Source organism: Citrobacter sp. FDAARGOS_156 (assembly GCF_001559235.2).
In the GTDB taxonomy this organism is placed as follows: Bacteria; Pseudomonadota; Gammaproteobacteria; order Enterobacterales; family Enterobacteriaceae; genus Citrobacter; species Citrobacter youngae.
In genome coordinates this window covers 15439-41486 of the sequence record NZ_CP014030.2, presented here as the reverse complement: position 1 = coordinate 41486, position 26048 = coordinate 15439, and the positions used below count along the sequence as shown (strand labels likewise).

Below are 26048 nucleotides of genomic sequence, written 5' to 3'. Positions count from 1 at the left end.
AAAATGGGCTAATCCACATAGTCTTTCATCACACCGGTCAACCATTCCATGAACAGATGTACCCGGCGGGAAAGGTTCCGGCGATGTGGATAGAGCAAAGAAACGGGCATGGGTTCGGCCCGATATTGCGGTAACACTTCAACCAGAGTACCGGCGCGAAGGGCTTCACGCACCCCGACGCGTGGTACCTGAATAATGCCCAGCCCGGCAAGACATGCCGCATGATAGGTTTCTGTGCTGTTCACGGTCAGCATGCCGCCCGTTTTTACCCATGCAGTCCCATTGTCTGTAGCCACCTCGAAGCCCTGTGCGCGTGTTCCCAAATTGACCGAATAATGCACCACGGCATGTGAGGCCAAATCCTCCAGGCTTTCCGGATAACCAAAGCGGGCCAGATACTGTGGACTGGCACAGTTAATCTGCGTGAGTTTCCCCAGCGGTCGGGCAATCAGCCCCGAATCTTTCAGTGTGCCAACGCGTACGACGCAGTCGAAACCCTCACGAATTAAGTCTACCAGGCGGTCACTGCTGCTGAGTTCAAGCTCCAGCCCTGGATACTGATGCAAAAAGACGGGCAGGCGGGGCATGACCAGATTTCTCGCCACGCCAACCGGCATATCGACGCGCAGCTTACCGCTGATACTGGCTGGATCGTGATGGAACAACCCATCCAGTTCATCCAGATTGCTCAACAGATCTTTTGCACGTTCGTAATAGATCATGCCGTCTTGTGTGAGCTGAACGCGGCGGGTAGTGCGGTGCAGAAGCTGCGTACCCAGATGATTTTCCAGGGCCTGGATTTGGCGCGATACGCTACCTTTAGGAAGTCCAAGGGTGTCTGCCGCACGCGAAAAACTCTCCAGTTCTGCGACGCGGATGAACAACTGCATTGCGTGAATTTTATCCATTCCCATGCCCTATTGTTGTTCTGAATGAAACAGTAATGCGCAATTAGCGATATTTATTGTTCTTCTACCACCTAATAAGCTTTGTCTCAATCATCACAACATCTGAAATGAGGTTTCTTATGACGCAACGTATCGCATTAGTGACCGGTGGCGGTCGTGGGCTCGGTAAAAACGCGGCACTTAAGCTGGCGAACAAAGGAATAGGTATCGTCCTGACGTGGAACAGCAATGAAAAAGAGGCGCAGCAGGTTGTGGATGAAATTCGGCAATCTGGTGGAAAAGCAGCGGCATTACCGTTAAATGTCGGGGATATTTCAACTTTCCCATCCTTCGTTGAACAGATGAAGCACACCTTAAAGGCACAGTGGCAAAGCGAAGGGTTTGATTATTTATTGAACAATGCCGGAATCGGCATTACTGCGCCGTACTCTGCATTCACCGAAGCGCAATTTGACCAATTGCTGAGCATCCAGTTTAAGGGGCCATTTTTCCTGACGCAGAGTCTTCTTCCGCTGATGAACAAGGGGGGAAGGATCCTCAATGTCTCGACCGGCCTGGCGCGTTTTGCTCTACCGGGCTACAGCGCCTATGCCGCCATGAAAGGGGCGATGGAAGTGCTTACCCGGTATCAGGCTAAAGAGTTGGGGGAACGCGGTATTACGGCAAATATTATTGCGCCGGGCGCGATTGAAACTGATTTCGGCGGTGGGAACGTGCGTGATAACGCGCAACTGAATGCATATATTGCCTCGCAAACGGCGCTGGGACGCGTCGGGTTACCGGATGATATCGGTGATGCCATCGCCGCGTTGCTCAGCGATGAACTCGCCTGGATGACTGCACAGCGTATTGAGGTATCTGGCGGGATGTTCCTGTAACGTGCAACGTGCTTATTCAATAGGCTGCGGTAGCTGTTGAATGAGCACTTAATGCTATATTGTAATTTGTAACATATTTATTATTTTTTCAGGATATCTTATTTTCAGCTAAAAATGTATTCTCTGAAAATTAATATTAATAAGGAATTCTGACCCTCGATAAATGAGGAATGTCTCAGAAATCTATCCTGTTCTGTCCGCTTTGTGTAATCCTTTTTCTTGAGCTGTAACTATTCATAACTCTTGCTTTTTTATTCTTCGCTTATCGGTAGAATGACCCCTGCCAAATGGTGAGTTATTATTTTTCCTCGTGAAGAATACCCTTTCGCGTCTCAAGACCACTATTTTTTAGACGGAGAGTTAATAATGCAGGTAATAATGTTTGACAGGCAGTCAATATTTATTCATGGAATGAATATAAGTTTGCAGCAACGAATTCCAGGAGTGAATGTTCAGGGTGTCAGTCAGGCTGATGACCTTTGGCAAAAACTGGAAAATACCCCAGATGCGCTGCTCATGCTGGACGGTGATCTCGACGGTGAGTTTTGCTGCAGCTTGCTGCAACAGATTGCACACTCTTTTTCAACGGTGAAGGTGCTGATCTCTGCCACTGATTGCAGTAAGAAATGGCTGCAGGATGTGACGCAATTAAACGTGTTGGCCATTGTGCCGCGTGACTCTGATGCAGAAACCTTTACTCTGGCGCTTAACAGCGTTGCGATGGGCATGATGTTTCTTCCCAGGGATCACTTAGCGACAAACGATAGCAGTCGGCAAAATATAAAAACATTAAGCGCCCGCCAGCGAGAGATCCTGACCATGCTGGCGGCTGGTGAGTCAAATAAACAAATTGGTCGGCTGTTAAATATCAGTACCGGAACGGTAAAAGCCCACCTTGAGTCACTTTATCAGCGCCTGGAAGTTAAAAACCGTACTCAGGCGGCAATGATGTTAAATGAATTCCTATAATTGATATTTATTTCACGGTCAGACGCTATCTGGCTGTGAAATATTAACCGGCCACCTTTCTGCGTGACAAAAGCGCGTTATCCCAACACTTAGCATCCACGCAATAAAGACTTCTTGTTGAAACGGGTCGTTAAGCTGAGGTTTATTTGTGCGTATTAATGCTTGGCAGATATCCAGATCTGTGAGCAGCAGGGATTCTGCCTGCGCCATTGAAATGGGGGCAATAAAGGTTTCATCGGGTGTAATTTCATGCCCGTAGCCAATGACCCATACACCATTTTTATCCTGATACTTTTCCAGCGACAGGCCCTGCCATTGCTTGATAAATGCAATACCGGCGGAGGTAAAATGAGCGGCGCAATGCGGCATAATGATTTCTCTTAAAAGAAAAACAGTATAAAGATAATTATCAGCAGACGTAGTTGCCATATGGCCATTTTTGGCCATAAACGCCTTACGACTTAAGGGGCGGCATTCACGTTTTAACCGGCTAAACATCCTGTCATCTCAGGCACTTTTCCCGATATGCTATTGCGTATCACCAGGCATAACCAGTCACCCTCCGTCATTGAGGGGCAGTCGCGCTGTTTTCAACACCGACACGGAGGATTTATCTCCAGAATAAATTTCAATGATTTTGCCGTTGTCACTGCAAAACGCATTTATTTGTTATATGAATGTGTTCTAGTCTACAGCGGCACAATTCTGCGCTGTGCCACGTTTATAAAAAGATAACGAAATACATCGTGAGGCCGCACCTTTCTGGGCTCTTTTAGGGAAGATAATGACCAATAGCGCGTTACAGGCGACATGTGCGCCATTTGAACACTGTTTGGGGATCATCCGTCAGGCGTCGGTGGAAATTTTGCTGCTGTTAGGCGTACATGTGGCAGAGGGCAAAGATCCGCGTTGGTTTCTGGAGCAACTCGATCAGGCCCGACTGAATCTGGGCGGTTGGGGGGCTGTCGCCAGACGCTTGCAGATGAATGATGCGCAACTCAGCCAGTTCACGTTGCGTTTACGCCATCTTCAACAGAGTGTGCCTCAGTATGAAAGCGGTCAGGATGTCAGTGAAAACCAGCTGATTTCCGCGCTGCGTTTTGTAGCAGCACTGGAGCAATTACGCCAGCAACAGCCGCTCCTGAACTATCAAACCGATATCGACATCGGGGGGCCGGATGCGCAGATGCGGGCGCAGCGTCAGCTTCGCGCAATAGAGTTAACGCTCAAAGCCCTCGTCGCACGGGTATGGCCAGATCAGCATCCGCTAAACAGTTTTCTGAAGCAGCACTTTGGTGCCGAACGCTTGCGTCGCTGGTTAAAGCTGGGCGAAGGACGTGATGCGCTGGACGGCATGTTGTTTAGCGAACTGGCGTTGATGGTGGTCGATAAGAAACTATTTGTTCGCCACTTTACGCAGATTTTTAATGATACGTCAGTGTTGATGCTGTTTGTCGAACCGCGCTTAACGCTGCGAATGTTTCTGGATGATTGCCGACAGGCGCGAAACGCTGTCATTGCTCAGCAACCGCTGACGTCAGTACAGCTGATGCTGTTAAATTACCAGTACCAACAAATTACGCATTCTGTGCAGCGGGCGTTTGAAGAGCGCCGAACGCGTATCAATCCTGCATCGTATCTGGAATCTGATGAGTCGACGGTTCGTCAATTCTGGGAAACGGCAAGGCAAAAAGACGAGCAGGCTGGAGGCGATAAAAAGGAAATTGCCGACAGTATCGATCCTCCTGAGAAGCGAGCGCAGCGTACGGCCGAAGAGCGCGAACAGCTGATTTCCGGCATGTTGTGGGTGGCTGTCGGTGTTATGGTTCTGGCGATCTCGCTGGGCGCTTTCTGGCTATTCAATGCACCTGCACCGCAAGCATCTTCAGGGCAAACTGTTGAGATAGTGCAGGAAGAGCCGCGGCGTGATGCGCCTTCTGCGCGAGAATCGGTGACCCGGATGGGCATTACATGGGATACCTTTAATATGCGGGCGGCTATCGATCGCAACGATACCCGCGTCACGTCGCTGTTCCTGCAAGGAGGTATGGACTGGAAGCTGGCGTGGACGGAGCAGGCATTTTCCGCGGGGAACACCGCAGTTCTAAAGCTGCTGCTGCGGTATCCCTCACAGATGGATGAGGCTAAACCCTGCCAGCAGTTTATGACTACGCTCAGTCATGCCATGTCGAATGGCGCATCACTGACGTCACTGCATAAAAGTTACCTACAAAGTTTCTGCTCGACACCGGAGGTCGTTGCTCGTCAGCAGTATGATATGGAACAGGCCCAACTGCGTGTGCGTGCAGATCCAAATGCAGAGAACAAGAAATGGCAGAAAATCCACACCGCGCTATACGATGCCATTAACTAACGGCCCGATGCATTTCGTGGCATCAGGCCCTCAGACATTTACGGTTCACCGTACAAACCGATTAATCGGCGCACCACGCCATTCGTCCAGCCAAAGCCGTCCTGCAGCGGATATTCCCCGCCGCCGCCTTCGCGCGGCGTGCCGTCAGCGATATGGTACTTTTCAATTAGCTTGTGGTGTTCCTGATAAAAAATATTAACTGTTTTCAGCCAGTTACTGGCAATTTCATCACCGAGATGGTCATCGCCATACAGTTTAAACCCCTGAATCGCCATCCACTGCAGCGGTGCCCAGCCGTTGGGTTTATCCCACTGCTCGCCGGTTTCATACTCGGTTGCTAAAATCCCGCCTGGCGTGAGTAAGCGGCTGCGTACCGCATTGGCGAGTCGGTCAGCTTGTTCATGTGTTGCCATGCCGACATACAGCGGCACAATACTGGCGGCAGAGAACAGGGCCATTTGTTCGCGCCGCCAGTCGTAATCGCGATAGCAGCCGTTTTCATCGTCCCACAGATAGCGGTTCACCGCTTCGCGGCGGTCACTGGCTTTCTGGCGAAACTGCGCTTCCGTTTCTTTGTCGCCTTTCAGCGCGGAAATATTGGCGATGGTGCTTTCCAGCTTGTAGAGGAAGGCGTTCAGATCAATCGGGATGAACTGAGTGGTGCGGATGCTGGCGAGACGACCGGCATCGCGCAACCAACGTGATGAATAATCCCAACCGGAGGCCGCGCCCGCGCGCAAATCCCGATATACCTCATTAGGTGGTCGGCCTGAATGCTTAGCCGTTTCTACGTCTTCAAGCCAGGACTCATCGCGCGGGGTATCACGATCGTCCCAATAGCGGTTGAGCAGAGAGCCGTCCGACATTCTGATCACGTGACGGTAGGCCTGGTTGAGCACCAGGGAATCGGCGCCATCCATCCAGAATGCGTATTCCATTTTTAGATGTTCAAGGTAGCGACGCGCGCCGCGCACGCCATCTTCTTCAAACAGTTCCACCATCAGCGCAAAGACCGGCGGCTGCGAACGGCTCAGGTAGTAGGTACGGTTACCGTTGGGGATGTGACCATAGTTTTCAATCATCCAGGCAAAGTTATCCGCCATACACTTCAGCAGATCTTCGCGGCCGCTCTCTGCCAGACCCAGCATGGTAAAGTAGGAATCCCAGTAGTAGGTTTCGCTAAAACGTCCACCGGGCACAATATATGACTGCGGTAACGCCAGCAGCGAAGACCAGGGAATATGATCCTGCGGCTCGCGCGTCAGCACAGGCCACAGTTGATCGATATGTTCTTTCAGCGAGCTTGCCGGATCGGACACATATTCGCTGGTGGGGGTTTCCGGCAGCCAGAAATGGTTCTCGACAAAGCGTCGCAGGTCAAAGTCGCGGTGGCGTTTAACTTTGCGATAGCGGATTAAAATGTCCAGTGGGTCCATTTTGGGCGCACAATCAGGGAAGGTTTTGCTATCAGCAAACAGTTTGGATGACTGGACGTGTTCAAACAGCTCGAGGTAACGATCGGCGGGGGTTAACGCATCTGACGCGGGTAACCCTGCAATCATCTCCGGCTCTGGCTCTGCCTCAATCATTTCATCCAGCTTTAACTCGCACGGATCCATTTCATAAAGCAGATCGATATCGATCGTCATTTCTTCTGAAGGGGCGTGGGGTAGTTTCTGGTTGAGCATAATGAGAAAGACCTCCGATGGACGTTGAAAGATTAAGGCTATTGCCCGGTCGTCAGTTAAGCGTAGACATTCGCTTCGGTGCCGGGTGAGTAAAGCGTGCGGTCGATCACGTTTTAGTATTGCGCATTATTTAGAAAATAAGACTATCCCAATGAATATAATGAAGAATTCATAATCCTGCGTGACCTGAAGATATTTCATTTTCAGAACATTCGATTGCAACGAGTTGTGAACGGAAAACCATAACAGCTTATCTCCGTAATAGGCACAGGCTATTCTATCGATAGTTATCCCCCATGTAATTGCTTGATACTTATCAAAATAATAAATCCCCTACTTTCTATGATGGTTAAGTCTGATAAAGACTATGCACTCATTATTCTAATTTTTCTGGGTCACAATAACTCACAACGGTGAGGGTAAAATAATGAAAATCATTACCCGTCTTACCGCGATAGCCATAGCTGGCGTCGTGATTTGTTATTTTGGATTATCCGGTTATGTGTGGTATCACGATAATCAACGGAGTAAACAGGCTGATGTTCAGGCCTCTACGCTGGAAGAAAATAATAAAGTATTAGGGTTTTTACGCGAAAAAGGATGCGATTATTGTCATACCCCTTCAGCGGAATTACCTTTCTATTCTTCTTTTCCTGTCGCTAAACAGTTGATGAATTACGATATTCAACTGGGATACAAATCATTCAATCTTGAAGCCGTGCGTGCGGCGCTGGTCGCGGATAAACCCGTTTCGCAAAGCGATCTGAATAAAATTGAATGGGTGATGCAGTACGACACCATGCCGCCAACGCGTTATACCGCGCTGCACTGGGCTGGCAAGGTAAGCGATACGGAGCGAGCAGAGATCCTGGGCTGGATTGCAAAACAACGCGAGCAGTATTACGCCAGTAACGATACCGCTGCGCAGCATCGTAATGAGCCTGTGCAGCCGATACCGGAAAATATTCCGACCGATGCCCGCAAAGTGGCGCTGGGCTTTACGCTTTACCACGACCCGCGTATTTCCGGTGACAGCACGATTTCTTGCGCGCACTGCCACGCCCTGAACGCGGGCGGCGTGGATGGTCGCAAAACGTCAATCGGCGTAGGTGGCGCGGTTGGCCCTATCAATGCGCCGACGGTATTTAACTCGGTCTTCAACGTGGAACAATTCTGGGATGGTCGAGCACCAACATTGCAGGCGCAGGCAGGCGGCCCGCCGTTGAACCCTATCGAGATGGCGTCTAAATCCTGGGATGAAATTATCCAGAAACTGGATAAGGATCCGCAACTCAAACAAGAGTTTATCGCGGTTTATCCGCAGGGATTCAGCGGAGATAATATTACCGATGCGATTGCTGAGTTTGAGAAAACGCTGATTACGCCAAATTCGCCGTTTGATAAATGGCTACGTGGTGATGAAGCGGCGTTAACTGCCCAGCAGAAACATGGCTATCAGTTGTTTAAAGATAATAAGTGCGCAACCTGTCATGGCGGTATTATTTTAGGCGGGCGTTCATTTGAGCCATTGGGTTTGAAAAAGGACTTTAACTTCGGCGAGGTCACTGCCGCAGATATTGGCCGCATGAACGTCACTAATGAATTACGTGACAAGCTGCGTCAAAAAGTCCCTGGCTTGCGTAACGTTGCGCTAACTGCGCCTTATTTCCATCGCGGTGATGTGCCTACGCTCGACGGTGCGGTAAAACTGATGCTGCGTTATCAGGTGGGTAAAGAACTGCCGCAGGAAGATATTGACGATATCGTGGCGTTCCTTGAGAGTCTGAACGGGGTGTATACGCCGTATATGCAGGGTAAATAGACTTTGCCCTGGTCCTGATTCGGACGTAAAAAAACCGACTTCACGTCGGTTTTTTTACGCTTCAGCCCGAGTTGGTGGCTCTGGCCGGGGTGAGATAGTTATCATCTAACAATGGAGCATGCCCCATGACAGGCAATGGATGAGTAAGCGGGTGCATTCTCACTCCATCTGATGGAGAAAACGGGTGATTGATAAAGCAATCATCGTTCTGGGAGCGTTAATCGCGTTGCTGGAGCTGATCCGCTATCTGCTGCAACTTTTGAACTGATAGCGGAAACGTAACTAAGGGCAAAGAGCTAACCCCTCTTTGCCCTTTAACACTCATGAAGTGCGATTAACGCATGGTAACGAACTCTTCTGCTGCCGTTGGGTGAATGGCAACGGTGTTATCAAAGTCTTTCTTGGTTGCGCCCATTTTCAGTGCGACCGCGAAGCCTTGCAGCATTTCATCCATTCCAAAACCAATACCGTGAATACCGACAATCTTCTCTTCCGGACCGACGCAAACCAGCTTCATGCGGCACGGCTGACGATGTGAGGTGACGGCGGTGTACATCGCGGTAAACGATGATTTATACACTTTCACCTGGTCATCGCCGTGCTGTTCACGAGCCTGCTGCTCGGTCAGGCCTACGGTGCCAATTGGCGGATGGCTGAAGACCACGGTCGGGATGTTGCTGTAGTCCAGATGTTCTTCCGGTTTGTTGTTAAACAGACGCTCAGACAGGCGACGGCCCGCGGCAACGGCAACCGGCGTCAGCTCAACGGCGCCGGTATTATCGCCGACGGCATAAATACCCGGCACGCTGGTGTTCTGGAATTTATCAACGACGATGTAGCCTTTTTCGTTGGTTTTTACGCCAGTAACTGCCAGGTTGAAGTTATCGGTGGCTGGTTCACGACCAATTGCCCAAATCAGGCAATCTACCGTTTCGCTACGACCATCTTCCAGTTGCAAGGTCAGGCTGCCGTCAGCGTTTTTAACGACCGCTTTCGGAATCGCGTGCGTATGCAGGGTCGGACCTTCGGCGTTCATCACCTCAACCAGCGTGTCGACGATCATCGGGTCGAAGCTGCGCAGCGGTGCGTGTTTACGCACGAACAGATGCGTTTGGGCACCCAGGCCGTTAATCACGCCTGCCAGCTCAACGGCGATGTAACCTGCGCCGACGACCGCAACGCGCTTCGGCAGCGCGGGCAGCTCAAAGAAACCGTCGGAGTCGATCCCGTATTCCACACCCGGAATGTTCGGATGGCTCGGGCGACCGCCGGTAGCAATCAAAATATGATCGGCAGTAATGGTTTCACCGTTCACTTCAATGGTTTTAGCGTCCACGAAGCGGGCAAAACCTTTAATGACATCGACATTATTTTTACCCAGCACGTTGTCGTACGAGGTATGAATGCGATCGATATAGGCGGTACGGCTGGCGATCAGTTTATCCCAGTCGAACTTATTGATGGTGGTGTCGAAACCGTAATCCGGGCCGTACATATGAATCGCTTCGCGGATTTGTGCGGCATGCCACATCACTTTCTTCGGTACGCAGCCAACGTTAACGCAGGTGCCGCCCAGCTCTTTGGCTTCAATCAGCGCGCATTTCTGGCCGTACATTGCCGCACGGTTAATGGAGGCAATACCGCCGCTGCCGCCGCCAATAGCGATGTAATCATAGTGCTTGGTCATGACCGCTCCTTCATGTTCATTGTAGGGCGGAGAAGCGTTACGCCATCCGCCAAAATATTCGCGATTGTATACCTGATATTAAAAGGTTCCACCGATGGCTGCGATTACTCCGGCACGATCCAGCTTACCGAGGTATGACCGGTTCCTGCTGGAACCAGTTTGCTGTGCAACCACGGCAGAACGTTGTTCATCTGCTGTTCCAGCTTCCACGGCGGGTTAATCACAATCATGCCAGACGCTGTCATACCGCGCTGATCGCTGTCCGGGCGCACCGCCAGTTCAATTTGCAGAATTTTGCGGATGCCGGTGTCTTCGAGATCGTGGATCATGCGCTTGATTTGTTGGCGCAGAACCACCGGATACCACAGCGCATAAGTGCCGGTCGCGAAACGCTTGTAGCCTTCGTTAATACCGGTGACCACCGCCTGGTAGTCGCTTTTGATTTCGTAGGGTGGATCGATAAGGATCAGCCCGCGACGGGAAACCGGCGGTAATTTCGCTTTTAACTGCTGATAACCATCGGCTTTGGCCACGCGCGCGCGCTCATCTTTCTGGAATTCGCCGCGCAGCAGAGGAAAGTCGCTCGGGTGCAGTTCAGTTAACTGCAGGCTGTCCTGCTCACGCAACAACTGGCGGGCAATCAGCGGAGAGCCCGGGTAGTAGCGCAACTGACCGCTGCGGTTGAAGTGCTGCACCACGCCAATGTAGGGTTCCAGTTCGGCTGGCAAATCGTCCTGCTGCCAGATACGGGCGATCCCTTCCAGATATTCACCGGTACGTTCGGCATGCTCACTGCTCAGCTGATAACGGCCAGCGCCAGCATGGGTATCCAGATAGAGAAACGGTTTTTCTTTCTCTTTGAGCGACTCGATGATCAGGCTCTGGACGGTGTGTTTCAGGACGTCGGCGTGGTTGCCTGCGTGATAACTGTGGCGATAACTGAGCATGGGTAATGAAATTCCGCTGAAATGACGATTTGCCACAGTTTACAGCAGATCGGCACAGATTACCCGTAGGCCCGGTAAGCGCAGCACCACCGGGCGTCTTTCCGTCACGGTTAGCATTGAAATCCTCTACACTTAACCCCATTGTACAAATTAATATGCACAGCGCCGGATACGCGCTTCATTCACTCTTTTCAACAGGACCGCGCTAATGACCAATCCATTGCTGACTCCCTTCGAACTGCCGCCGTTTTCTAAAATTCAGCCTGAGCACGTTGTGCCTGCCGTCACTAAGGCGCTGAACGATTGCCGCGAAAACGTTGAACGCGTGGTTGCGCAGGGCGCGCCGTATACCTGGGAAAATCTCTGCCAGCCTCTGGCGGAAGTTGACGACGTACTGGGGCGTATTTTCTCTCCGGTCAGCCATCTGAACTCGGTGAAAAACAGCCCGGAACTGCGCGAAGCCTACGAACAAACGCTGCCGCTGCTGTCTGAATACAGCACCTGGGTTGGACAACATGAAGGCCTGTACAAAGCGTACCGCGACCTGCGTGATGGCGATCATTACGCCACCCTGAACACCGCGCAGAAAAAAGCGGTCGATAACGCGCTGCGCGATTTTGAGCTTTCTGGTATTGGTCTGCCGAAGGAAAAACAGCAGCGCTATGGTGAGATCGCCACCCGCCTGTCTGAGCTCGGCAACTTGTACAGCAATAACGTGCTGGATGCCACGATGGGCTGGACGAAGTTAGTCACCGATGAAGCCGAGCTGGCTGGTATGCCGGAAAGCGCGCTGGCTGCGGCGAAGGCTCAGGCGCAAGCCAAAGAACAGGAAGGCTATCTGTTAACGCTGGATATCCCAAGCTACCTGCCGGTGATGACCTACTGTGACAACCAGGGACTGCGTGAAGAGATGTATCGCGCTTACTCCACGCGCGCGTCTGACCAGGGGCCGAATGCGGGCAAATGGGACAATAGCCCGATAATGGAAGAGATCCTCGCGCTGCGCCACGAACTGGCACAGCTGCTGGGCTTTGAAAGCTACGCCTTTAAATCTCTGGCCACCAAAATGGCGGAGAACCCGCAGCAGGTCCTCGACTTCCTGACCGATCTGGCGAAACGTGCCCGTCCGCAGGGGGAGAAAGAGCTGGCTCAGTTGCGCGCCTTCGCGAAAGCGGAATTTGGTGTTGATGAGCTGCAGCCGTGGGATATCGCTTACTACAGCGAGAAACAAAAACAGCACCTCTACAGCATCAGCGACGAGCAGCTGCGCCCATATTTCCCGGAAAACAAAGCGGTTAACGGCCTGTTTGAAGTGGTTAAACGTATTTATGGCATCACTGCCAAAGAGCGCACCGATGTTGACGTCTGGCACCCGGAAGTTCGTTTCTTCGAGCTGTACGACGAAAACAACGAGCTGCGCGGCAGCTTCTACCTCGACCTGTATGCCCGTGAACATAAACGCGGCGGGGCGTGGATGGACGACTGCGTCGGCCAGATGCGTAAAAGTGACGGCTCGTTGCAAAAACCGGTCGCCTACCTGACCTGTAACTTTAACCGTCCGGTGAACGGCAAACCCGCGCTGTTTACCCACGATGAAGTGATTACCCTGTTCCACGAGTTCGGCCACGGTCTGCACCATATGCTGACCCGTATCGAAACCGCGGGCGTTTCCGGTATTAACGGTGTGCCATGGGATGCGGTCGAACTGCCGAGCCAGTTTATGGAAAACTGGTGTTGGGAGCCGGAAGCGTTGGCGTTTATCTCTGGTCACTTTGAGACCGGTGAACCGCTGCCGAAGGAACTGCTGGATAAAATGCTGGCGGCGAAAAACTACCAGGCGGCGCTGTTTATTCTGCGTCAACTGGAGTTCGGTCTGTTTGACTTCCGTCTGCACGCAGAGTTTAACCCGCAGCAAGGGGCGAAAATCCTCGACACGCTGGCGGAAATCAAGAAACAGGTCGCCGTGGTGCCGGGCCCAGCGTGGGGCCGTTTCCCACACGCTTTCAGCCATATTTTTGCGGGCGGCTACGCAGCAGGCTACTACAGCTATCTGTGGGCTGATGTCCTGGCGGCGGACGCGTTCTCTCGCTTTGAAGAAGAGGGGATTTTCAACCGTGAAACCGGACAGTCGTTCCTGGATAGCATCCTGACTCGTGGCGGTTCTGAAGAGCCTATGGCGCTGTTCAAACGCTTCCGTGGTCGTGAACCACAGCTTGATGCGATGCTTGAGCATTACGGGATTAAAGGCTGATTTACCCGTCATACTTCAAGCTGCCTCTTCGGCAACTGCGCTCACTCACCCTGGTCACGTACTATTTGTACGTTCCCAGGGATTCCTTCACTTGTTGTCTTGATGCAACTCGAATTATTTAGGGTAAAGCGGAATTGAAAATCTGCTTAATTGATGAAACAGGCGCCGGAGACGGCGCCTTATCTGTTCTGGCCGCCCGCTGGGGGCTGGAACACGATGAAGATAACCTGATGGCGCTGGTAATGACGCCGGAACACCTGGAGCTGCGCAAGCGTGATGAGCCGAAACTCGGCGGCATTTTCGTTGATTTTGTCGGCGGTGCGATGGCCCATCGGCGCAAATTTGGCGGTGGCCGCGGTGAAGCGGTGGCGAAGGCGGTCGGCATTAAAGGCGATTACCTGCCGGACGTGGTCGATGCGACCGCCGGGCTGGGACGCGATGCGTTTGTACTGGCCTCGGTGGGCTGCCATGTACGGATGCTGGAACGTAATCCGGTGGTGGCGGCACTGCTCGACGATGGCCTGGCGCGCGGGTATGCCGACCCGGAAATCGGTCCGTGGCTGCAGGAGCGTTTGCAGTTGATTCACGCCTCAAGCCTGACGGCGTTAACGGATATTACGCCGCGCCCGCAGGTGGTGTATCTCGACCCGATGTTTCCACATAAGCAGAAAAGCGCGCTGGTGAAAAAAGAGATGCGCGTGTTTCAGTCGCTGGTGGGGCCAGACTTAGATGCCGATGGTTTGTTGGCGCCAGCACGTCAGCTGGCGACTAAACGTGTCGTGGTGAAGCGCCCGGATTACGCGCCGCCGCTCGCTGATGTGGCGACACCCAATGCGGTAGTCACGAAAGGGCATCGGTTTGATATTTATGCGGGAACGGCATAGGCCAGATGGTGAGCTATAGTGCCCGATGGCGCTGCGCTTATCAGGCCTACAGTTCGGTGCCGTTAGTAGGCCGGATAAGGCGGTAGCCGCATCCGGCGATTCGACTACACGAATGGAGCCAACGGATCGGCAATCTCAAACGCCACGGCCTTGTCAGCCTTCGGTGGATATATCAACTCACTGACAATAGATACCTTCAGCTTTTTCGCTTCTGCGCGCGTCAGTTTCACCTGCTGATCCCATCCTTCGCTATACACCGCGCCCCATGCGCCAAGATCCAGACAGGTGACGTAGTTTTCCTGACGATACGGCAGTGGCGCAACGTTTAGCAAGCTGGCTGCCGCGTTATTTCCGGCAAATTTGCCCAGCAAAATAGCGTGCTGGCAGGTCATCAGCGCGTGATTACCTTTATCATCGGTGGCGGCGTAAGCCACATCGCCAGTGGCGTATATATCATCGTGACCTACAACCTGCAGATTGGCATTTACATGCAGACGGCCCTGACGATCGCGCGGTGCGTCAATTTGCGCCGTTAACCCGTTTGCCTGTACGCCAACCGTCCAGATAACGGTCTGTGAGGCAATGGTCTGCCCATCTTTCAGCGTTACGCCGGACGCATCTACGCACTCCACTTCCGTATTCACCCGCCACTCGACGCCCAGTTCAGCGGAGGCTTCGATAATCACGTCGCGTAATTCCTGGCTCCAGCGTCCGCCTGGCTGAGTGCCGCGTTCAACTACGACAACTTTGGTCTTAGCATCTTCACCCAGAATTTCACGCAGACGGCCCGGAAGCTCCAGCGCCATCTCAATCCCAGTGAAGCCTCCGCCGCACACCACCACGGTGTTACGCGCGTCGCTCTCAGGCAGGTCGGCCAGATCTTTCAGATGCTGCTCCAGTACCGTCGCGCTTTCAAGTTGGTCAAGGTCAAACGCGTGCTCGGCGGCACCGGCAACGATATCGCGGTTTACGTGGCTGCCGCTGGCGAGCACCAGGCGGTCGTAGCGGCGCAGATGAATGTCACCGTTGGCATCCTTCCAGCTCACCTCTTTAGAGTCCGGGAGGATCTGCTCGACGTGACCTTGCAGGAAGTTGACGCCAGTAACGTCAAACAGCGGTTGCAGTGGTGCGACCAGGGTTTGCACGGCGCTTTCATAAAAGCGCGGGCGGACACGCAGCTCTGGCTGTGGCGCAATCACCGTAATATCAATGGTCTGCTGGTGTTTGTCCGCCAGTCGCGCGGCGCTTAGTGCTGCCCACATACCGGCAAAGCCGGCGCCCACGATCAGAATTTGTTTATGCATTGGTTTTTTCTCACTGGTGACTACGAATCATTTACTCGGATTTTATTTGTCGTAGTTAAGGATTGCAATGCGATCCTGATCCTTTTTTCAGTATTACGCCAGGGTGTTTTATTATCTGTTTGATAAATATCTATTTATATTTTTATGTTCATGCGGGGTTGCTCTGTTATCTGGAATGCCTTAGATGAAAAAGCTACAATAAACTCAGATTCATTTTGGCTGAGATAAAAAATGGCATTTTACAGTTCCGGGGTTGAGTACGGCATCCATAGCCTGATGTGTATGGTCGATAGCAAAGGCGACGCGCGGGATATGAGCGTGCGGGAAATTGCCGAACTACAAAGCGTGCCGTATGACTATCTGGCAAAAATCTTCACCCGTCTGTCGAAAGCAGGTCTGGTGCGCAGTATCGAGGGTAAGGGCGGCGGGTTCCAGTTGGCCAAACCCGCGGAAGACATCACTGTGCTGGATGTGGTCAATGCTATTGATGGCGATAAGCGTATTTTTGAATGTCGTGAAATTCGCCAGCGGTTGGCGGTATTTGAGGAGCATCCGCCCCAGTGGGCTTGTGAAGGCATTTGTGGTGTGCGTTCGGTAATGGACATGGCACAGCAGCGCATGGAAGAAGCGCTTGGCCAGCATACGATTCTGGACTTGGCGCGCAAAATGTACCGCAAAGCGCCAGATACCTTCGTGGTGGAAGTACAGGAGTGGATTGATGCTCGCAAAGGATAGCGAGTTAAAATGCCCGATAGCGCAAGGCGATCGGGCATATTGAATGTAGGCCGGATAAGGTAATAGCCGCCATCCGGCACTGAAGGTTATTGCTCGGTGCTCGGTGTATTAATCATGCGGTTCAGCCATGGCACCATAATCGCCATTACAACCGTTACCGCCAGGGTCACCAGGCCTATCTTACTGAACACGTTAGTATAAATAGGCAGCGTCTGGAGTGGGTCGGTGATGTTCTCTGGTACGGCGGTGAACGTCGCGACATAACCCCCCATCAGGAAGGCTGCTGCCTGCGTCAGGAACCACATCCCGAGAATAAAGCCCATCAGGTGTTGTGGCACGAGAGCGGCGACCATAGCCAGCCCCAGGGCGCTAATCAGCAGTTCACCCAGGCTCTGGAACAGATACACCAGCACGATAAACCACGGCGACGTCAACCCCTGCGCATCGGCAAACCACATCCCGGCTGCAGCGGCGGTCAGAAAGCCCAGCGAGCACAGGAACATACCGAGCGTAAATTTCATCGGCATGGTCAGGTCTTTGCCTTTGTTTCCCAGACGGGTATAGATAGCGGCCAGCACCGGACTCGCCAGTACCACCCAGAACGGGTTCAGCGCCTGGAAGCTTACCGGGTTGATGGCGAAACCAAGAATTTCATGGTGCACGTTATTGATAGCAAAGAAGTTCAGCGAAGTTGGCATCTGCGCGTACAGCACGTAGAACACCACCGCTTCCAGCATCAGGATAAAGGCCACAAACATCTTGTTGCGCCCGGTTTTATCCAGTTTGAAGGCCTGACGGAAGAAGATGATCGTCACGGCAATCGACAGGACGATCAGCACCAGGTTGGCAACCTGCACGTTGTGCATCAGCCAGGCGCAGATAAATACCATCACTACCGTTCCGGCCAGCACGCAGAATAGATTACGGAAACTCAGCGGCTTATGGTCCGGCTCTGAACCGATATTCTTCACCATCCCACGGCAGGCAAAGTAGACCAACAGCGCGACAATAAGCCCGGCCCCGCACAGATTATAGGTCACCGCGTAGCCAAACTTATCGGCAATCACCGGTGCCAGCGACAACGACAGCAGTGAACCGATGTTAATCGACATATAAAACAGGGTGAAAGCACCGTCCAGACGGGCGTCTTTCGGTGGATAGCATTTTGACAGCAGGCTTGCCGGGTTGGCTTTAAACAGCCCGTTACCGACGGCAATGGTACCCAAAGCAATAAAAATCAGGTCGGGCTTAAGCAGTGACATCCCGGTCATGAAGTAGCCGATCGCCAGCACAATGGCGCCGAGTACCAGCGTGCGTTTGGTCCCTAAGAGATGGTCGCCGACGTAGCCGCCGATGGATATCAGGCCGTAGACCAGCGCGGCAAATGCACCAAAGGTGACAAATGCCTGTTCCTGCGAAAAACCGAGCTGCTTAACAAAAAATACCGCCAGGATGCCCTGAACGCCGTAATAGCCAAATCGTTCCCATAATTCCACAAAGAAGATCATGAAGAACGGACGAGGTTGCTGCAGCAAGCCCGTAGGTGCAGTAGTATTCATATTCCTTCGCCTTTCAAAGCCATCCCGAAAAGTATGAACGCGTATGCTTAAACGCGCCGAAAAAGTCTTATTTTGTTATAGACTGCGGCGATTAGCCGTAAGGGTAGATTATTATAGAGATAGTTTTCGATCCAATTAGTTGATCACACTAATTATGATTTATTTGTTGGATTGATGTACTAATTGTGTCTGAATGATAAAAACAAAAACGCCCGCGCAGGCGGGCGTTTACAGGCTTAACGACTTGCAGCGCGCCGGGTTATCTCCCGACGGCCAGCGTTTTATGCTTCTTCGTCGTCACGCAGCGGAACAATCAACATGTCGACGTGAACAGTGTTGATCAGTTGACGCGCGGAGGACATCAGTTTGCTCCAGAAATCCTGGTGATGACCACAAACGACCAGATCCATGTCGTATTTTTTGATGGCATCAACCAGAACCTGACCCAGGTCGCCGCTACCGCTCAGGGTTTCGGTGATAGGGTAGCCTGCGTTGGTGGACAGCTCGGTTAACGCGTGGTGGGTTTCTTCAGAAATGCGTTTCTGCATGTCGCCCAGATTCACGTCGATTAGCCCGGTGTACAGGTCGGAATAGTTTACGTCAACGTGGATAAGGGAGACTTTCGCATTGTAAGGCCGTGCCATAGAGACCGCTTTTTCAACCAGAACTTTGCTTTCTGGAGAAAGATCAACCGCGATAAGAATGTGTTTATAAGCCATAGTGTTACTCCTTCCATAAGTTGTCGATGACTAGCCTGCTGGCGTTCATTTGCCGCCGCGTCATCCGCGTCCTGCGAACTTTATGCGCGGGGCTAGCCCAGTCGTAAAAACGTACCTTTTAAGGACTATCCTTACATTATAGCGACCGGGATAATCCGTCAATCCGCCTTGCTTGCCAAGTAGTTAAACAAATTTTTTAGTTAATTGCATTGATAGTGATTAACCTTCTGGCAAAAAAATTAACTAATCTCCTACACTATTTAGAGAGGCGCTCGGATGCGTGACACTAACACGAGCGGTTTCGGTTGTACTCTTCACTGAATGGTTTGGCAGGGTATCGGGGAGCGGTAGTCCCGGAAAGGCGTTCCGTGGGCGGGTCGCCGGGGAGGAGATATGATAAGCACCATTGCGTTATTCTGGGCTTTATGTGTCGTTTGCATTGTTAATATGGCGCGTTATTTTTCTTCGCTACGCGCACTGTTAGTGGTACTTCGTGGTTGCGATCCATTACTTTACCAGTATGTCGATGGGGGCGGCTTTTTTACCTCGCATGGGCAACCTAACAAGCAGATGCGTCTGGTGTGGTATATCTACGCTCAGCGTTACCGTGATCATCATGACGATGAGTTTATTCGCCGCTGTGAGCGGGTTCGCGGTCAGTTCATCCTTACCAGCGCGTTATGTGGGCTGGTGTTAATCAGTATGGTCGCGCTGATTATCTGGCACTGATTTCTACGACAGATATAAAAAAAGCGGGTCAGTTTCCTGACCCGCTTTTTTACTGTGTATGCATTTAGATTAGCTTCAGGGAGAGCCAGTACAGCACCCCGGAAAGGATAATCGCTGCTGGCAGGGTGAAGACCCAGGCCATCAGAATGCTGGTTACCGTTTTACGCTGCAAACCGCCACCGTCAACAACCATCGTCCCTGCAACAGAAGAGGAGAGAACGTGAGTGGTGGAAACAGGCATACCGGTGTAACTGGCGAGACCGATAGAGACTGCGGCAGTCATCTGTGCCGACATCCCCTGAGCATAGGTCATGCCTTTCTTACCGATTTTCTCACCAATAGTGGTCGCCACGCGACGCCAGCCAATCATCGTACCGCAGCCCAGAGCCAGAGCAACAGCCATGATAATCCAGACGGGTGCGTACTCAATGGTGCTCAGCATGTCGGTTTTCAGTTTCTTCAGCAGTCGCTGATCGTCGCTGCTTACGCCAGGCAGTTTCACGACTTTATCGGTGGTATCAGAGATGCACAGCATAATGCGACGCAGCTGGCTACGCTGCTCAACGCTTAACTTGTCGTAGGTTTCCAGGTTCGCCAGCATACCTTTTGCACGCTCAAGCGCGTTGATGGTATTTGCCGGGTGACAATGGAACTCTGCCGGTGTTGTTGTCGCCGTTTCCGTCGGAGACGGAACCAACTGATCAACGCCGGTCGCCTGTTTGAGCAGATCAGGACGCTGCTGGAAGTAGGTTTCGACGTTATTGATAGCATCACGGGTACGCGTAATTTCGTAACCAGAAGCATTCATATTCACCACGAAGCCTGCAGGCGCTACGCCAATCAGTACCAGCATTACCAGACCAATACCTTTCTGCCCATCGTTAGCGCCATGAGAAAACGCCACACCGATAGCGGAGAGGATCAGCGCGATACGCGTCCAGAACGGCGGCTTTTTCTTACCGTCTTTCTTTTCACGCTCTGCTGGTGTCAGGTGAATACGTGCCCGCTTCTTGGTGCCGTTCCAGTAACGACGCAGCAAGAAGATCAGACCGCCAGCGAACACCAGACCGACAATAGGGGAAATGATCAGCGAACCGAAAATATTGAGCACTTTCGGGATGTTAAGTGCATCCACCACTGAAGTCCCGTTCATCAACGCATTGGTTAAACCAATACCAATGATCGCGCCAATCAGCGTGTGGGAGCTGGATGCAGGCAGACCAAAGTACCAGGTACCGAGGTTCCAGATAATTGCCGCCAGTAGCATGGAGAACACCATGGCGAGGCCATGTGAAGAACCCATGTTGAGCAGCAGATCCGTTGGTAGCATATGCACGATGGCATAAGCTACGCTGAGACCACCCAGCAAAACACCAAAGAAGTTGAACAACGCAGCCATGACCACCGCCAATTGCGAACGCATTGCACGGGTATAGATCACGGTTGCGACAGCATTGGCTGTATCGTGGAAGCCGTTAATTGCTTCGTAGAACAGCACAAAAGCCAGAGCAAGCAATAATAAAAGCCCGGTATGTAAATCCAGGCCAGCAAACAAATGTAGCATAGGACGTTACGCCATTTTGAGGACATGAACGCGGCGCATTATCAGTGACTTTGGCGGCGCGGGCAAAGTGAAATATAGAGTTTTTTTGATTTGTCTCCTGCTTTGTTTTACACCACTAAAGAATTATCCTATAGAATTCAGGTAAATACCTATTATTGATAGTTTGGTGCTGGTGCGACCACTGAGGAATCTTTACAATTCACGCCCGCTTTTTAGAGAGGATCGCAACGTGGAAAGGTTTGATACCGTTATTATAGGCGCTGGCGCAGCGGGTATGTTCTGTGCCGCGCAGGCAGGGCAAGCAGGCAGTCAAGTACTGCTGATTGATAATGGTAAAAAGCCTGGACGTAAGATCCTCATGTCCGGCGGAGGGCGCTGTAACTTTACCAATCTTTATGTGGAACCGGCTGCATATTTGAGTCAAAACCCGCATTTTTGCAAATCGGCGCTGGCTCGCTATACGCAGTGGGACTTTATCGATTTGGTGGGTAAACACGGCATTGCCTGGCATGAAAAAACGCTCGGCCAGCTGTTCTGCGATGATTCGGCCCAACAAATCGTCGATATGCTGGTGGCCGAATGCGAAAAAGGTAACGTTACGATGCGTTTACGTAGCGAAGTCCTGAGCGTCGCACAGGATGATGATGGCTTCATTCTGGAACTGAACGGGATGACGGTCGGTGCGAAGAAATTGGTTATTGCCTCCGGTGGGCTTTCCATGCCGGGTCTGGGAGCAACGCCGTTTGGTTATAAAATTGCCGAACAGTTTGGTCTGAAGGTTCTGCCGACCCGTGCCGGTTTGGTGCCTTTCACGCTGCATAAGCCACTGTTGGAGCAGCTTCAGGTACTCTCAGGCGTGTCTGTTCCTTCCGTTATCACCGCTGAAGACGGCACCGTATTTCGTGAAAACCTGCTCTTTACGCACCGTGGGCTTTCAGGCCCGGCCGTTTTGCAAATTTCCAGTTTTTGGCAGCCCGGCGAATTTGTCAGCATTAATTTGTTGCCGGATGTTGACCTTGCGAGCTTCCTCGATGAACAACGAAGCGCACATCCAAATCAGAGCTTAAAGAACACGTTAGCGATGCAGTTGCCGAAACGTCTGGTGGAATGCCTGCAGCAATTAGGGCAAATCCCGGATGTGACGCTGAAACAACTTAACGTGCGCGATCAGCAATTGCTGGTCGAAACGCTGACCGAATGGCGGGTGCAGCCGAACGGTACCGAAGGGTATCGCACAGCGGAAGTCACGCTGGGAGGCGTGGATACCAACGAACTGTCTTCGCGCACGATGGAAGCCCGCAAAGTGCCAGGGCTGTACTTTATTGGTGAAGTGATGGATGTCACCGGCTGGTTGGGTGGGTATAACTTCCAGTGGGCGTGGTCGAGCGCCTGGGCATGTGCACAGGATTTGGTGTCTGAATAAGTGAAAGACTCTGTCTGCACATAATAAGAAAAAATATCATAGTGATGTGTGATACATGAACTGACTCTGACGTGCGTTTCTTAACTCCAGGAATGATATGATAAATCAGTTAAAAATCGCACAGATAAGAGAACGGGAGACACATGGTTATTCCTGAGGTAAAACAGGAGCGGCTCTATCAAAAGATAGCCAATCTCATCATTAAGCTCATCAATGATGGTATTTTTCCGCCGGGAAGCTTCTTACCACCCGAACGTGAGCTGGCGAAGCAACTCGGTGTAAGTCGCGCATCGCTCAGAGAAGCGCTGATTGTGCTGGAGATTTCCGGATGGATCACCATCCAGTCAGGTAATGGTGTGATTGTTGCTGATAAAAAGCATTCCACCAGTGATTATACGATTGAAGAAATCCTCTATTCGCGTGAGTTGGTCGACAGCCATTGTGCGCGTCTTGCTGCTCAGGCCGGGAAAGAAGATCTAATTAGCCAGCTTGAAGCACTGCATCTCAGCATGGAAAAGGCCATTAGCGAAAACAATGTGCATGGTTTTTATTCCCTCGATAAGCAATTCCATCTAACAGTATCAGAAGCCAGCCAGAACCGCGTACTGCTTGATATGTCGCGAATGCTGTGGGAGCAGCGCGTTAACATCCCGTATGCCGGACTGGACAAACGTTCCGGCAATCGGGATGTATTAACCAGCATGAATACACAGCATAAAGCGATTGTGGATGCGATCCGCCAGGCTGATGCTGACGGTGCTTACCAAAAATCGCTGGAACATCTGGCCTATGTCAGACAGATAGTGGGTCTTTAATAACACCACGCTATTGGCTCAGAGCGGCTACCGCTGCACGTGCGCCTACGCTGTGCAATTGCTGACAGGCAGCGGTTACGCGTTCGATAAAGTCTGTGTTCTCGCAAAGGTCTCGCCCAAAGATAGTGTCAATTGCTAACAGCGCCCGGACACGTTCTTCTATTGATGGATACTGTTGATAAATAGCCTGATACTGTGCTGACAGCGGATCTATCACCTCAATCGGATGACCTTGTTCATCCACACCGCTGATGTAGCGCATCCAACCGGCGACTCCCAACATCAGATGGCGGGCATCTTCGCCTTTTTTCAGATGGAGTCGAATGGGGTCCAGCAAGCGTTGTGGTAGTTTCTGGCTGCCATCCATCGCAATTTGCCAGGTTCGGTGCTTCAGTGATGGATTAGTAAAGCGCGCAATCAGCAGCTCTGCATAAGCCGCAAGGTCTGTTCCTTCCGGCATCGACAGTGTCGGCGCTTGTTCATTGAGCATCAAAGCACGCGCAGCGTTGCGATACGCCGGGTTGGTCATCGTATCGGCAATCGTTTCATAACCGCCCAGATAACCAAGGTAGGCCAGGAAAGAGTGGCTGCCGTTGAGCATGCGTAACTTCATCATCTCAAATGGCACCACATCTGCTACAAACTGTACGCCCACGCGATCCCAGTCCGGGCGTCCATTGACAAAGTTATCTTCAATCACCCACTGACGGAACGGCTCACAGGCAATGGCACAGGGATCATCTACCCCCAGCTGTTCTGCGATTTGCGCTAACGTCTCTTCTGTCGCTGCCGGAACGATGCGGTCTACCATCGTGCATGGGAACGTTGCCTGTTCGGCAATCCACTCAGCCAACTGCGGATCGCGCTCGGCGGCTAAACCCAGGACAGCGGTTTTTGCGACGTGGCCATTTTCTCGTACGTTATCGCAGGACAGCACAGTAAAAGCCTTCAATCCCTGCTGACGGCGTAGCGCGAGGGCTTCGACGATATAACCCATTGCTGATTTGGGGGACAGTGGGTGAGCAATGTCGTGCTGGATAAACGGATGATTCAGATCCAGCTCGCCGCTGGCGGCATCTGTGCAATATCCTTTTTCGGTGATGGTCAGCGAAACGATGGCCGTTTCGGGACGTGCCATTGCGTGGATAATGGCTTCACAGCCGTCAAATTCAGGATGCAGCGCTTCTTTCATCGCGCCAATGATTTTAAGCTCTGTCGTTTGTGCTCCGCGCTCGGCAACGGTGTACAGCAGATCCTGCGCCTTCAGGTTTTGAATCAGTGTGGCATCGTTTCCGGGCATCAGGTTGACCTCACAGATACCCCAGTCGCTGTCACTGCTTTCCAGCAAATGATGTGTATAGAGCGCCTGATGAGCGCGGTGAAAAGCGCCGCAACCAAGATGTACGATGCGCGAAACGAGGCGTGAACGATCCCAGCGTGGTCGTGGGGTGGAAATCTGGGCAGTGGCGAGATTCTTGTCCATGACAAACTCCTGTCATTGATGATCTTCTTTGATAATGCGCTATCAAAGACCGGTCCTGACTGAAAGTGAAAAACCGCATGGCAGGGATACCATGCGGCAATGTGGTTACTGATTGAAGAAGGCGCGTTGGATAGCCAGTTCAACGCCGCGTACTTCAGCCAGGCCCTTAAGGCGACCAATAGCGGAATACCCTGGGTTGGTTTTCTTTTTCAGATCATCAAGCATTTGATGACCATGGTCTGGTCGCATGGGGATAAGTGAGGCGTTGCCTTCAGCTTTACGTCGCTGTTCTTCTTCGACTATCGCTTTCACTACGCTGTACATATCGACATCCCCGGAGAGATGTGCCGCCTCATGGAAGGTTTTGGGATTCTCTTCACGTTGTGTGGAACGCAGGTGCGTAAAGTAAATCCGTGGGCCGAACTGTTTGATCATATCAACCAGATCGTTGTCTGCGCGTACGCCGTAAGAGCCTGTACACATCGTAAAACCGTTGGCTGTACTGTTTACGGTATCCACCATCCACTGCATATCTTCTACAGTAGAAACGATGCGCGGCAGGCCAAGAATTGGGCGCGGTGGATCGTCCGGATGAACCGCCATACGTACACCCACTTCTTCCGCTACCGGAATAATGGCTTTCAGGAACCAGGCGAAATTTTCCCGTAAGGCCGCTTTGTCGATATCTTTATAGGTTGCAAGGTGGCTACGGAATTGGTCCAGCGTATAGCCTTCCTCAGCACCTGGTAGACCTGCAATGATATTTCGCGTCAGCCGAGCTTTGTCCTCTTCGCTCATATTCACAAAACGCTGGTGCGCCTGTGCAATTTCTTCTGCGCTGTAGTCCGCTTCTGCACTGGGACGCTTGAGGATATGCAGTTCAAAGGCGGCAAACTCAATCTGGTCAAAGCGCAGAGCCTTTGAACCGTCGGGTAGCACATATTCCAGGTCGGTACGGGTCCAGTCCAGAACCGGCATGAAGTTGTAGCACACGGTAAAGATGCCGCATTGGGCGAGATTGCGCAGCGTCTGCTGGTAATTCTTGATCCACAGATCGTACTGGCCCGTGTGGGTCTTGATGTCTTCATGGATCGGCACGCTTTCCACGACCGACCAGACCAGACCGGCTTTTTCCACGATCGCTTTGCGTTTGAGAATTTCTTCTACGGACCAGACTTCACCGTTTGGAATATGGTGCAGCGCAGTTACCACACCCGTTGCACCGGCTTGACGAACATCGGACAACGACACGGGATCATTCGGGCCATACCAACGCCAGGTTTGTTCCATCGCTTTATCTCCTGGAAAA

Annotated in this window: 22 protein-coding genes; 11 read left to right on the top strand and 11 right to left on the bottom strand. The window is 51.9% G+C overall.

Annotated elements, in window-relative coordinates:
• Nucleotides 1–8: 8 nt before the first annotated feature.
• A complete protein-coding gene (locus AL515_RS00175) occupies nt 9–908 on the bottom strand; it encodes a LysR family transcriptional regulator (protein WP_061068776.1) in 900 nt (299 codons plus the stop codon).
• A gap of 119 nt (nt 909–1027) precedes the next feature.
• Between AL515_RS00175 and AL515_RS00170 the strand changes: the two genes are divergently transcribed.
• Both AL515_RS00170 and AL515_RS00165 read left to right on the top strand, forming a co-directional pair.
• The gene (locus tag AL515_RS00170) at nt 1028–1786 is read left to right on the top strand and encodes an SDR family NAD(P)-dependent oxidoreductase (RefSeq protein WP_048213637.1); all 759 of its coding nucleotides are present in this window, start codon (nt 1028–1030) and stop codon (nt 1784–1786) included.
• Nucleotides 1787–2152: 366 nt separating this feature from the next.
• Nucleotides 2153–2755, top strand: a complete 603-nt coding sequence (locus AL515_RS00165; protein ID WP_061066778.1) for a helix-turn-helix transcriptional regulator — start codon at nt 2153–2155, stop codon at nt 2753–2755.
• An 18-nt stretch (nt 2756–2773) separates the two neighbouring features.
• Here AL515_RS00165 and AL515_RS00160 read toward each other — a convergent pair whose 3' ends face one another.
• Entirely contained in the window at nt 2774–3124 is a 351-nt protein-coding gene (locus AL515_RS00160) for a glycoside hydrolase family protein (RefSeq protein WP_048213804.1), read from the bottom strand.
• A gap of 415 nt (nt 3125–3539) precedes the next feature.
• Between AL515_RS00160 and AL515_RS00155 the strand changes: the two genes are divergently transcribed.
• Nucleotides 3540–5129: an STY4199 family HEPN domain-containing protein gene (locus AL515_RS00155; RefSeq protein WP_061066777.1), complete on the top strand. Its 1590-nt coding sequence runs from the start codon at nt 3540–3542 to the stop codon at nt 5127–5129.
• Nucleotides 5130–5167: 38 nt separating this feature from the next.
• On the opposite strand, the gene AL515_RS00150 is transcribed toward AL515_RS00155, so the two are convergent.
• Nucleotides 5168–6817: an alpha,alpha-trehalase gene (locus AL515_RS00150; protein ID WP_061066776.1), complete on the bottom strand. Its 1650-nt coding sequence runs from the start codon at nt 6815–6817 to the stop codon at nt 5168–5170.
• A gap of 427 nt (nt 6818–7244) precedes the next feature.
• On the opposite strand from AL515_RS00150, the gene AL515_RS00145 reads away from it, so the two are divergent.
• Together AL515_RS00145 and dinQ are read left to right on the top strand one after the other, a co-directional pair.
• Entirely contained in the window at nt 7245–8639 is a 1395-nt protein-coding gene (locus AL515_RS00145; protein ID WP_061066775.1) for a cytochrome-c peroxidase, read from the top strand.
• Between the two features lie 184 nt (nt 8640–8823).
• Nucleotides 8824–8907 carry a damage-inducible type I toxin DinQ gene (dinQ, locus tag AL515_RS00140; protein ID WP_003837776.1) on the top strand — a complete coding sequence of 28 codons (84 nt, stop codon included), beginning with the start codon at nt 8824–8826 and terminating at the stop codon, nt 8905–8907.
• Between the two features lie 66 nt (nt 8908–8973).
• On the opposite strand, the gene gorA is transcribed toward dinQ, so the two are convergent.
• Nucleotides 8974–10326, bottom strand: coding sequence for a glutathione-disulfide reductase (gene gorA / locus AL515_RS00135; RefSeq protein WP_061066774.1), 1353 nt, complete (start codon nt 10324–10326; stop codon nt 8974–8976).
• 104 nt (nt 10327–10430) lie between these two features.
• Nucleotides 10431–11273 (bottom strand): 23S rRNA (adenine(2030)-N(6))-methyltransferase RlmJ, encoded by an 843-nt coding sequence (locus AL515_RS00130; RefSeq protein ID WP_003023347.1) that lies wholly within the window; start codon nt 11271–11273, stop codon nt 10431–10433.
• Between the two features lie 208 nt (nt 11274–11481).
• Here AL515_RS00130 and prlC point away from each other — a divergent pair, with 208 nt between their 5' ends.
• Complete coding sequence (prlC, locus tag AL515_RS00125; protein WP_061066773.1) at nt 11482–13524, top strand: oligopeptidase A; 2043 nt, start codon at nt 11482–11484, stop codon at nt 13522–13524.
• Nucleotides 13525–13658: 134 nt separating this feature from the next.
• Nucleotides 13659–14408, top strand: coding sequence for a 16S rRNA (guanine(1516)-N(2))-methyltransferase RsmJ (gene rsmJ / locus AL515_RS00120; RefSeq protein ID WP_048213631.1), 750 nt, complete (start codon nt 13659–13661; stop codon nt 14406–14408).
• A gap of 104 nt (nt 14409–14512) precedes the next feature.
• On the opposite strand, the gene AL515_RS00115 is transcribed toward rsmJ, so the two are convergent.
• The gene (locus AL515_RS00115) at nt 14513–15712 is read right to left on the bottom strand and encodes an NAD(P)/FAD-dependent oxidoreductase (RefSeq protein ID WP_061066772.1); all 1200 of its coding nucleotides are present in this window, start codon (nt 15710–15712) and stop codon (nt 14513–14515) included.
• A 231-nt stretch (nt 15713–15943) separates the two neighbouring features.
• Between AL515_RS00115 and AL515_RS00110 the strand changes: the two genes are divergently transcribed.
• A complete protein-coding gene (locus tag AL515_RS00110; protein ID WP_048213629.1) occupies nt 15944–16447 on the top strand; it encodes an RrF2 family transcriptional regulator in 504 nt (167 codons plus the stop codon).
• A gap of 86 nt (nt 16448–16533) precedes the next feature.
• Here the strand turns inward: AL515_RS00110 and dtpB are convergent, their stop codons facing one another.
• Nucleotides 16534–18006: a dipeptide/tripeptide permease DtpB gene (gene dtpB / locus AL515_RS00105; protein WP_061066771.1), complete on the bottom strand. Its 1473-nt coding sequence runs from the start codon at nt 18004–18006 to the stop codon at nt 16534–16536.
• Between the two features lie 281 nt (nt 18007–18287).
• Complete coding sequence (gene uspA, locus AL515_RS00100; protein WP_003023368.1) at nt 18288–18725, bottom strand: universal stress protein UspA; 438 nt, start codon at nt 18723–18725, stop codon at nt 18288–18290.
• A 393-nt stretch (nt 18726–19118) separates the two neighbouring features.
• Here uspA and uspB point away from each other — a divergent pair, with 393 nt between their 5' ends.
• Nucleotides 19119–19454, top strand: coding sequence for a universal stress protein UspB (uspB, locus tag AL515_RS00095; protein ID WP_003023371.1), 336 nt, complete (start codon nt 19119–19121; stop codon nt 19452–19454).
• A 64-nt stretch (nt 19455–19518) separates the two neighbouring features.
• On the opposite strand, the gene pitA is transcribed toward uspB, so the two are convergent.
• The gene (pitA, locus tag AL515_RS00090; protein ID WP_048213627.1) at nt 19519–21018 is read right to left on the bottom strand and encodes an inorganic phosphate transporter PitA; all 1500 of its coding nucleotides are present in this window, start codon (nt 21016–21018) and stop codon (nt 19519–19521) included.
• Nucleotides 21019–21247: 229 nt separating this feature from the next.
• On the opposite strand from pitA, the gene AL515_RS00085 reads away from it, so the two are divergent.
• Both AL515_RS00085 and AL515_RS00080 read left to right on the top strand, forming a co-directional pair.
• Nucleotides 21248–22441, top strand: a complete 1194-nt coding sequence (locus AL515_RS00085) for an NAD(P)/FAD-dependent oxidoreductase (RefSeq protein ID WP_061066770.1) — start codon at nt 21248–21250, stop codon at nt 22439–22441.
• A gap of 143 nt (nt 22442–22584) precedes the next feature.
• A complete protein-coding gene (locus AL515_RS00080; protein WP_048213623.1) occupies nt 22585–23256 on the top strand; it encodes a FadR/GntR family transcriptional regulator in 672 nt (223 codons plus the stop codon).
• A gap of 10 nt (nt 23257–23266) precedes the next feature.
• Here the strand turns inward: AL515_RS00080 and AL515_RS00075 are convergent, their stop codons facing one another.
• Together AL515_RS00075 and uxuA are read right to left on the bottom strand one after the other, a co-directional pair.
• Nucleotides 23267–24739, bottom strand: a complete 1473-nt coding sequence (locus AL515_RS00075; protein ID WP_061066769.1) for a fructuronate reductase — start codon at nt 24737–24739, stop codon at nt 23267–23269.
• Nucleotides 24740–24844: 105 nt separating this feature from the next.
• Nucleotides 24845–26029: a mannonate dehydratase gene (gene uxuA, locus AL515_RS00070; protein ID WP_061066768.1), complete on the bottom strand. Its 1185-nt coding sequence runs from the start codon at nt 26027–26029 to the stop codon at nt 24845–24847.
• Between the last annotated feature and the right edge of the window lie 19 nt (nt 26030–26048).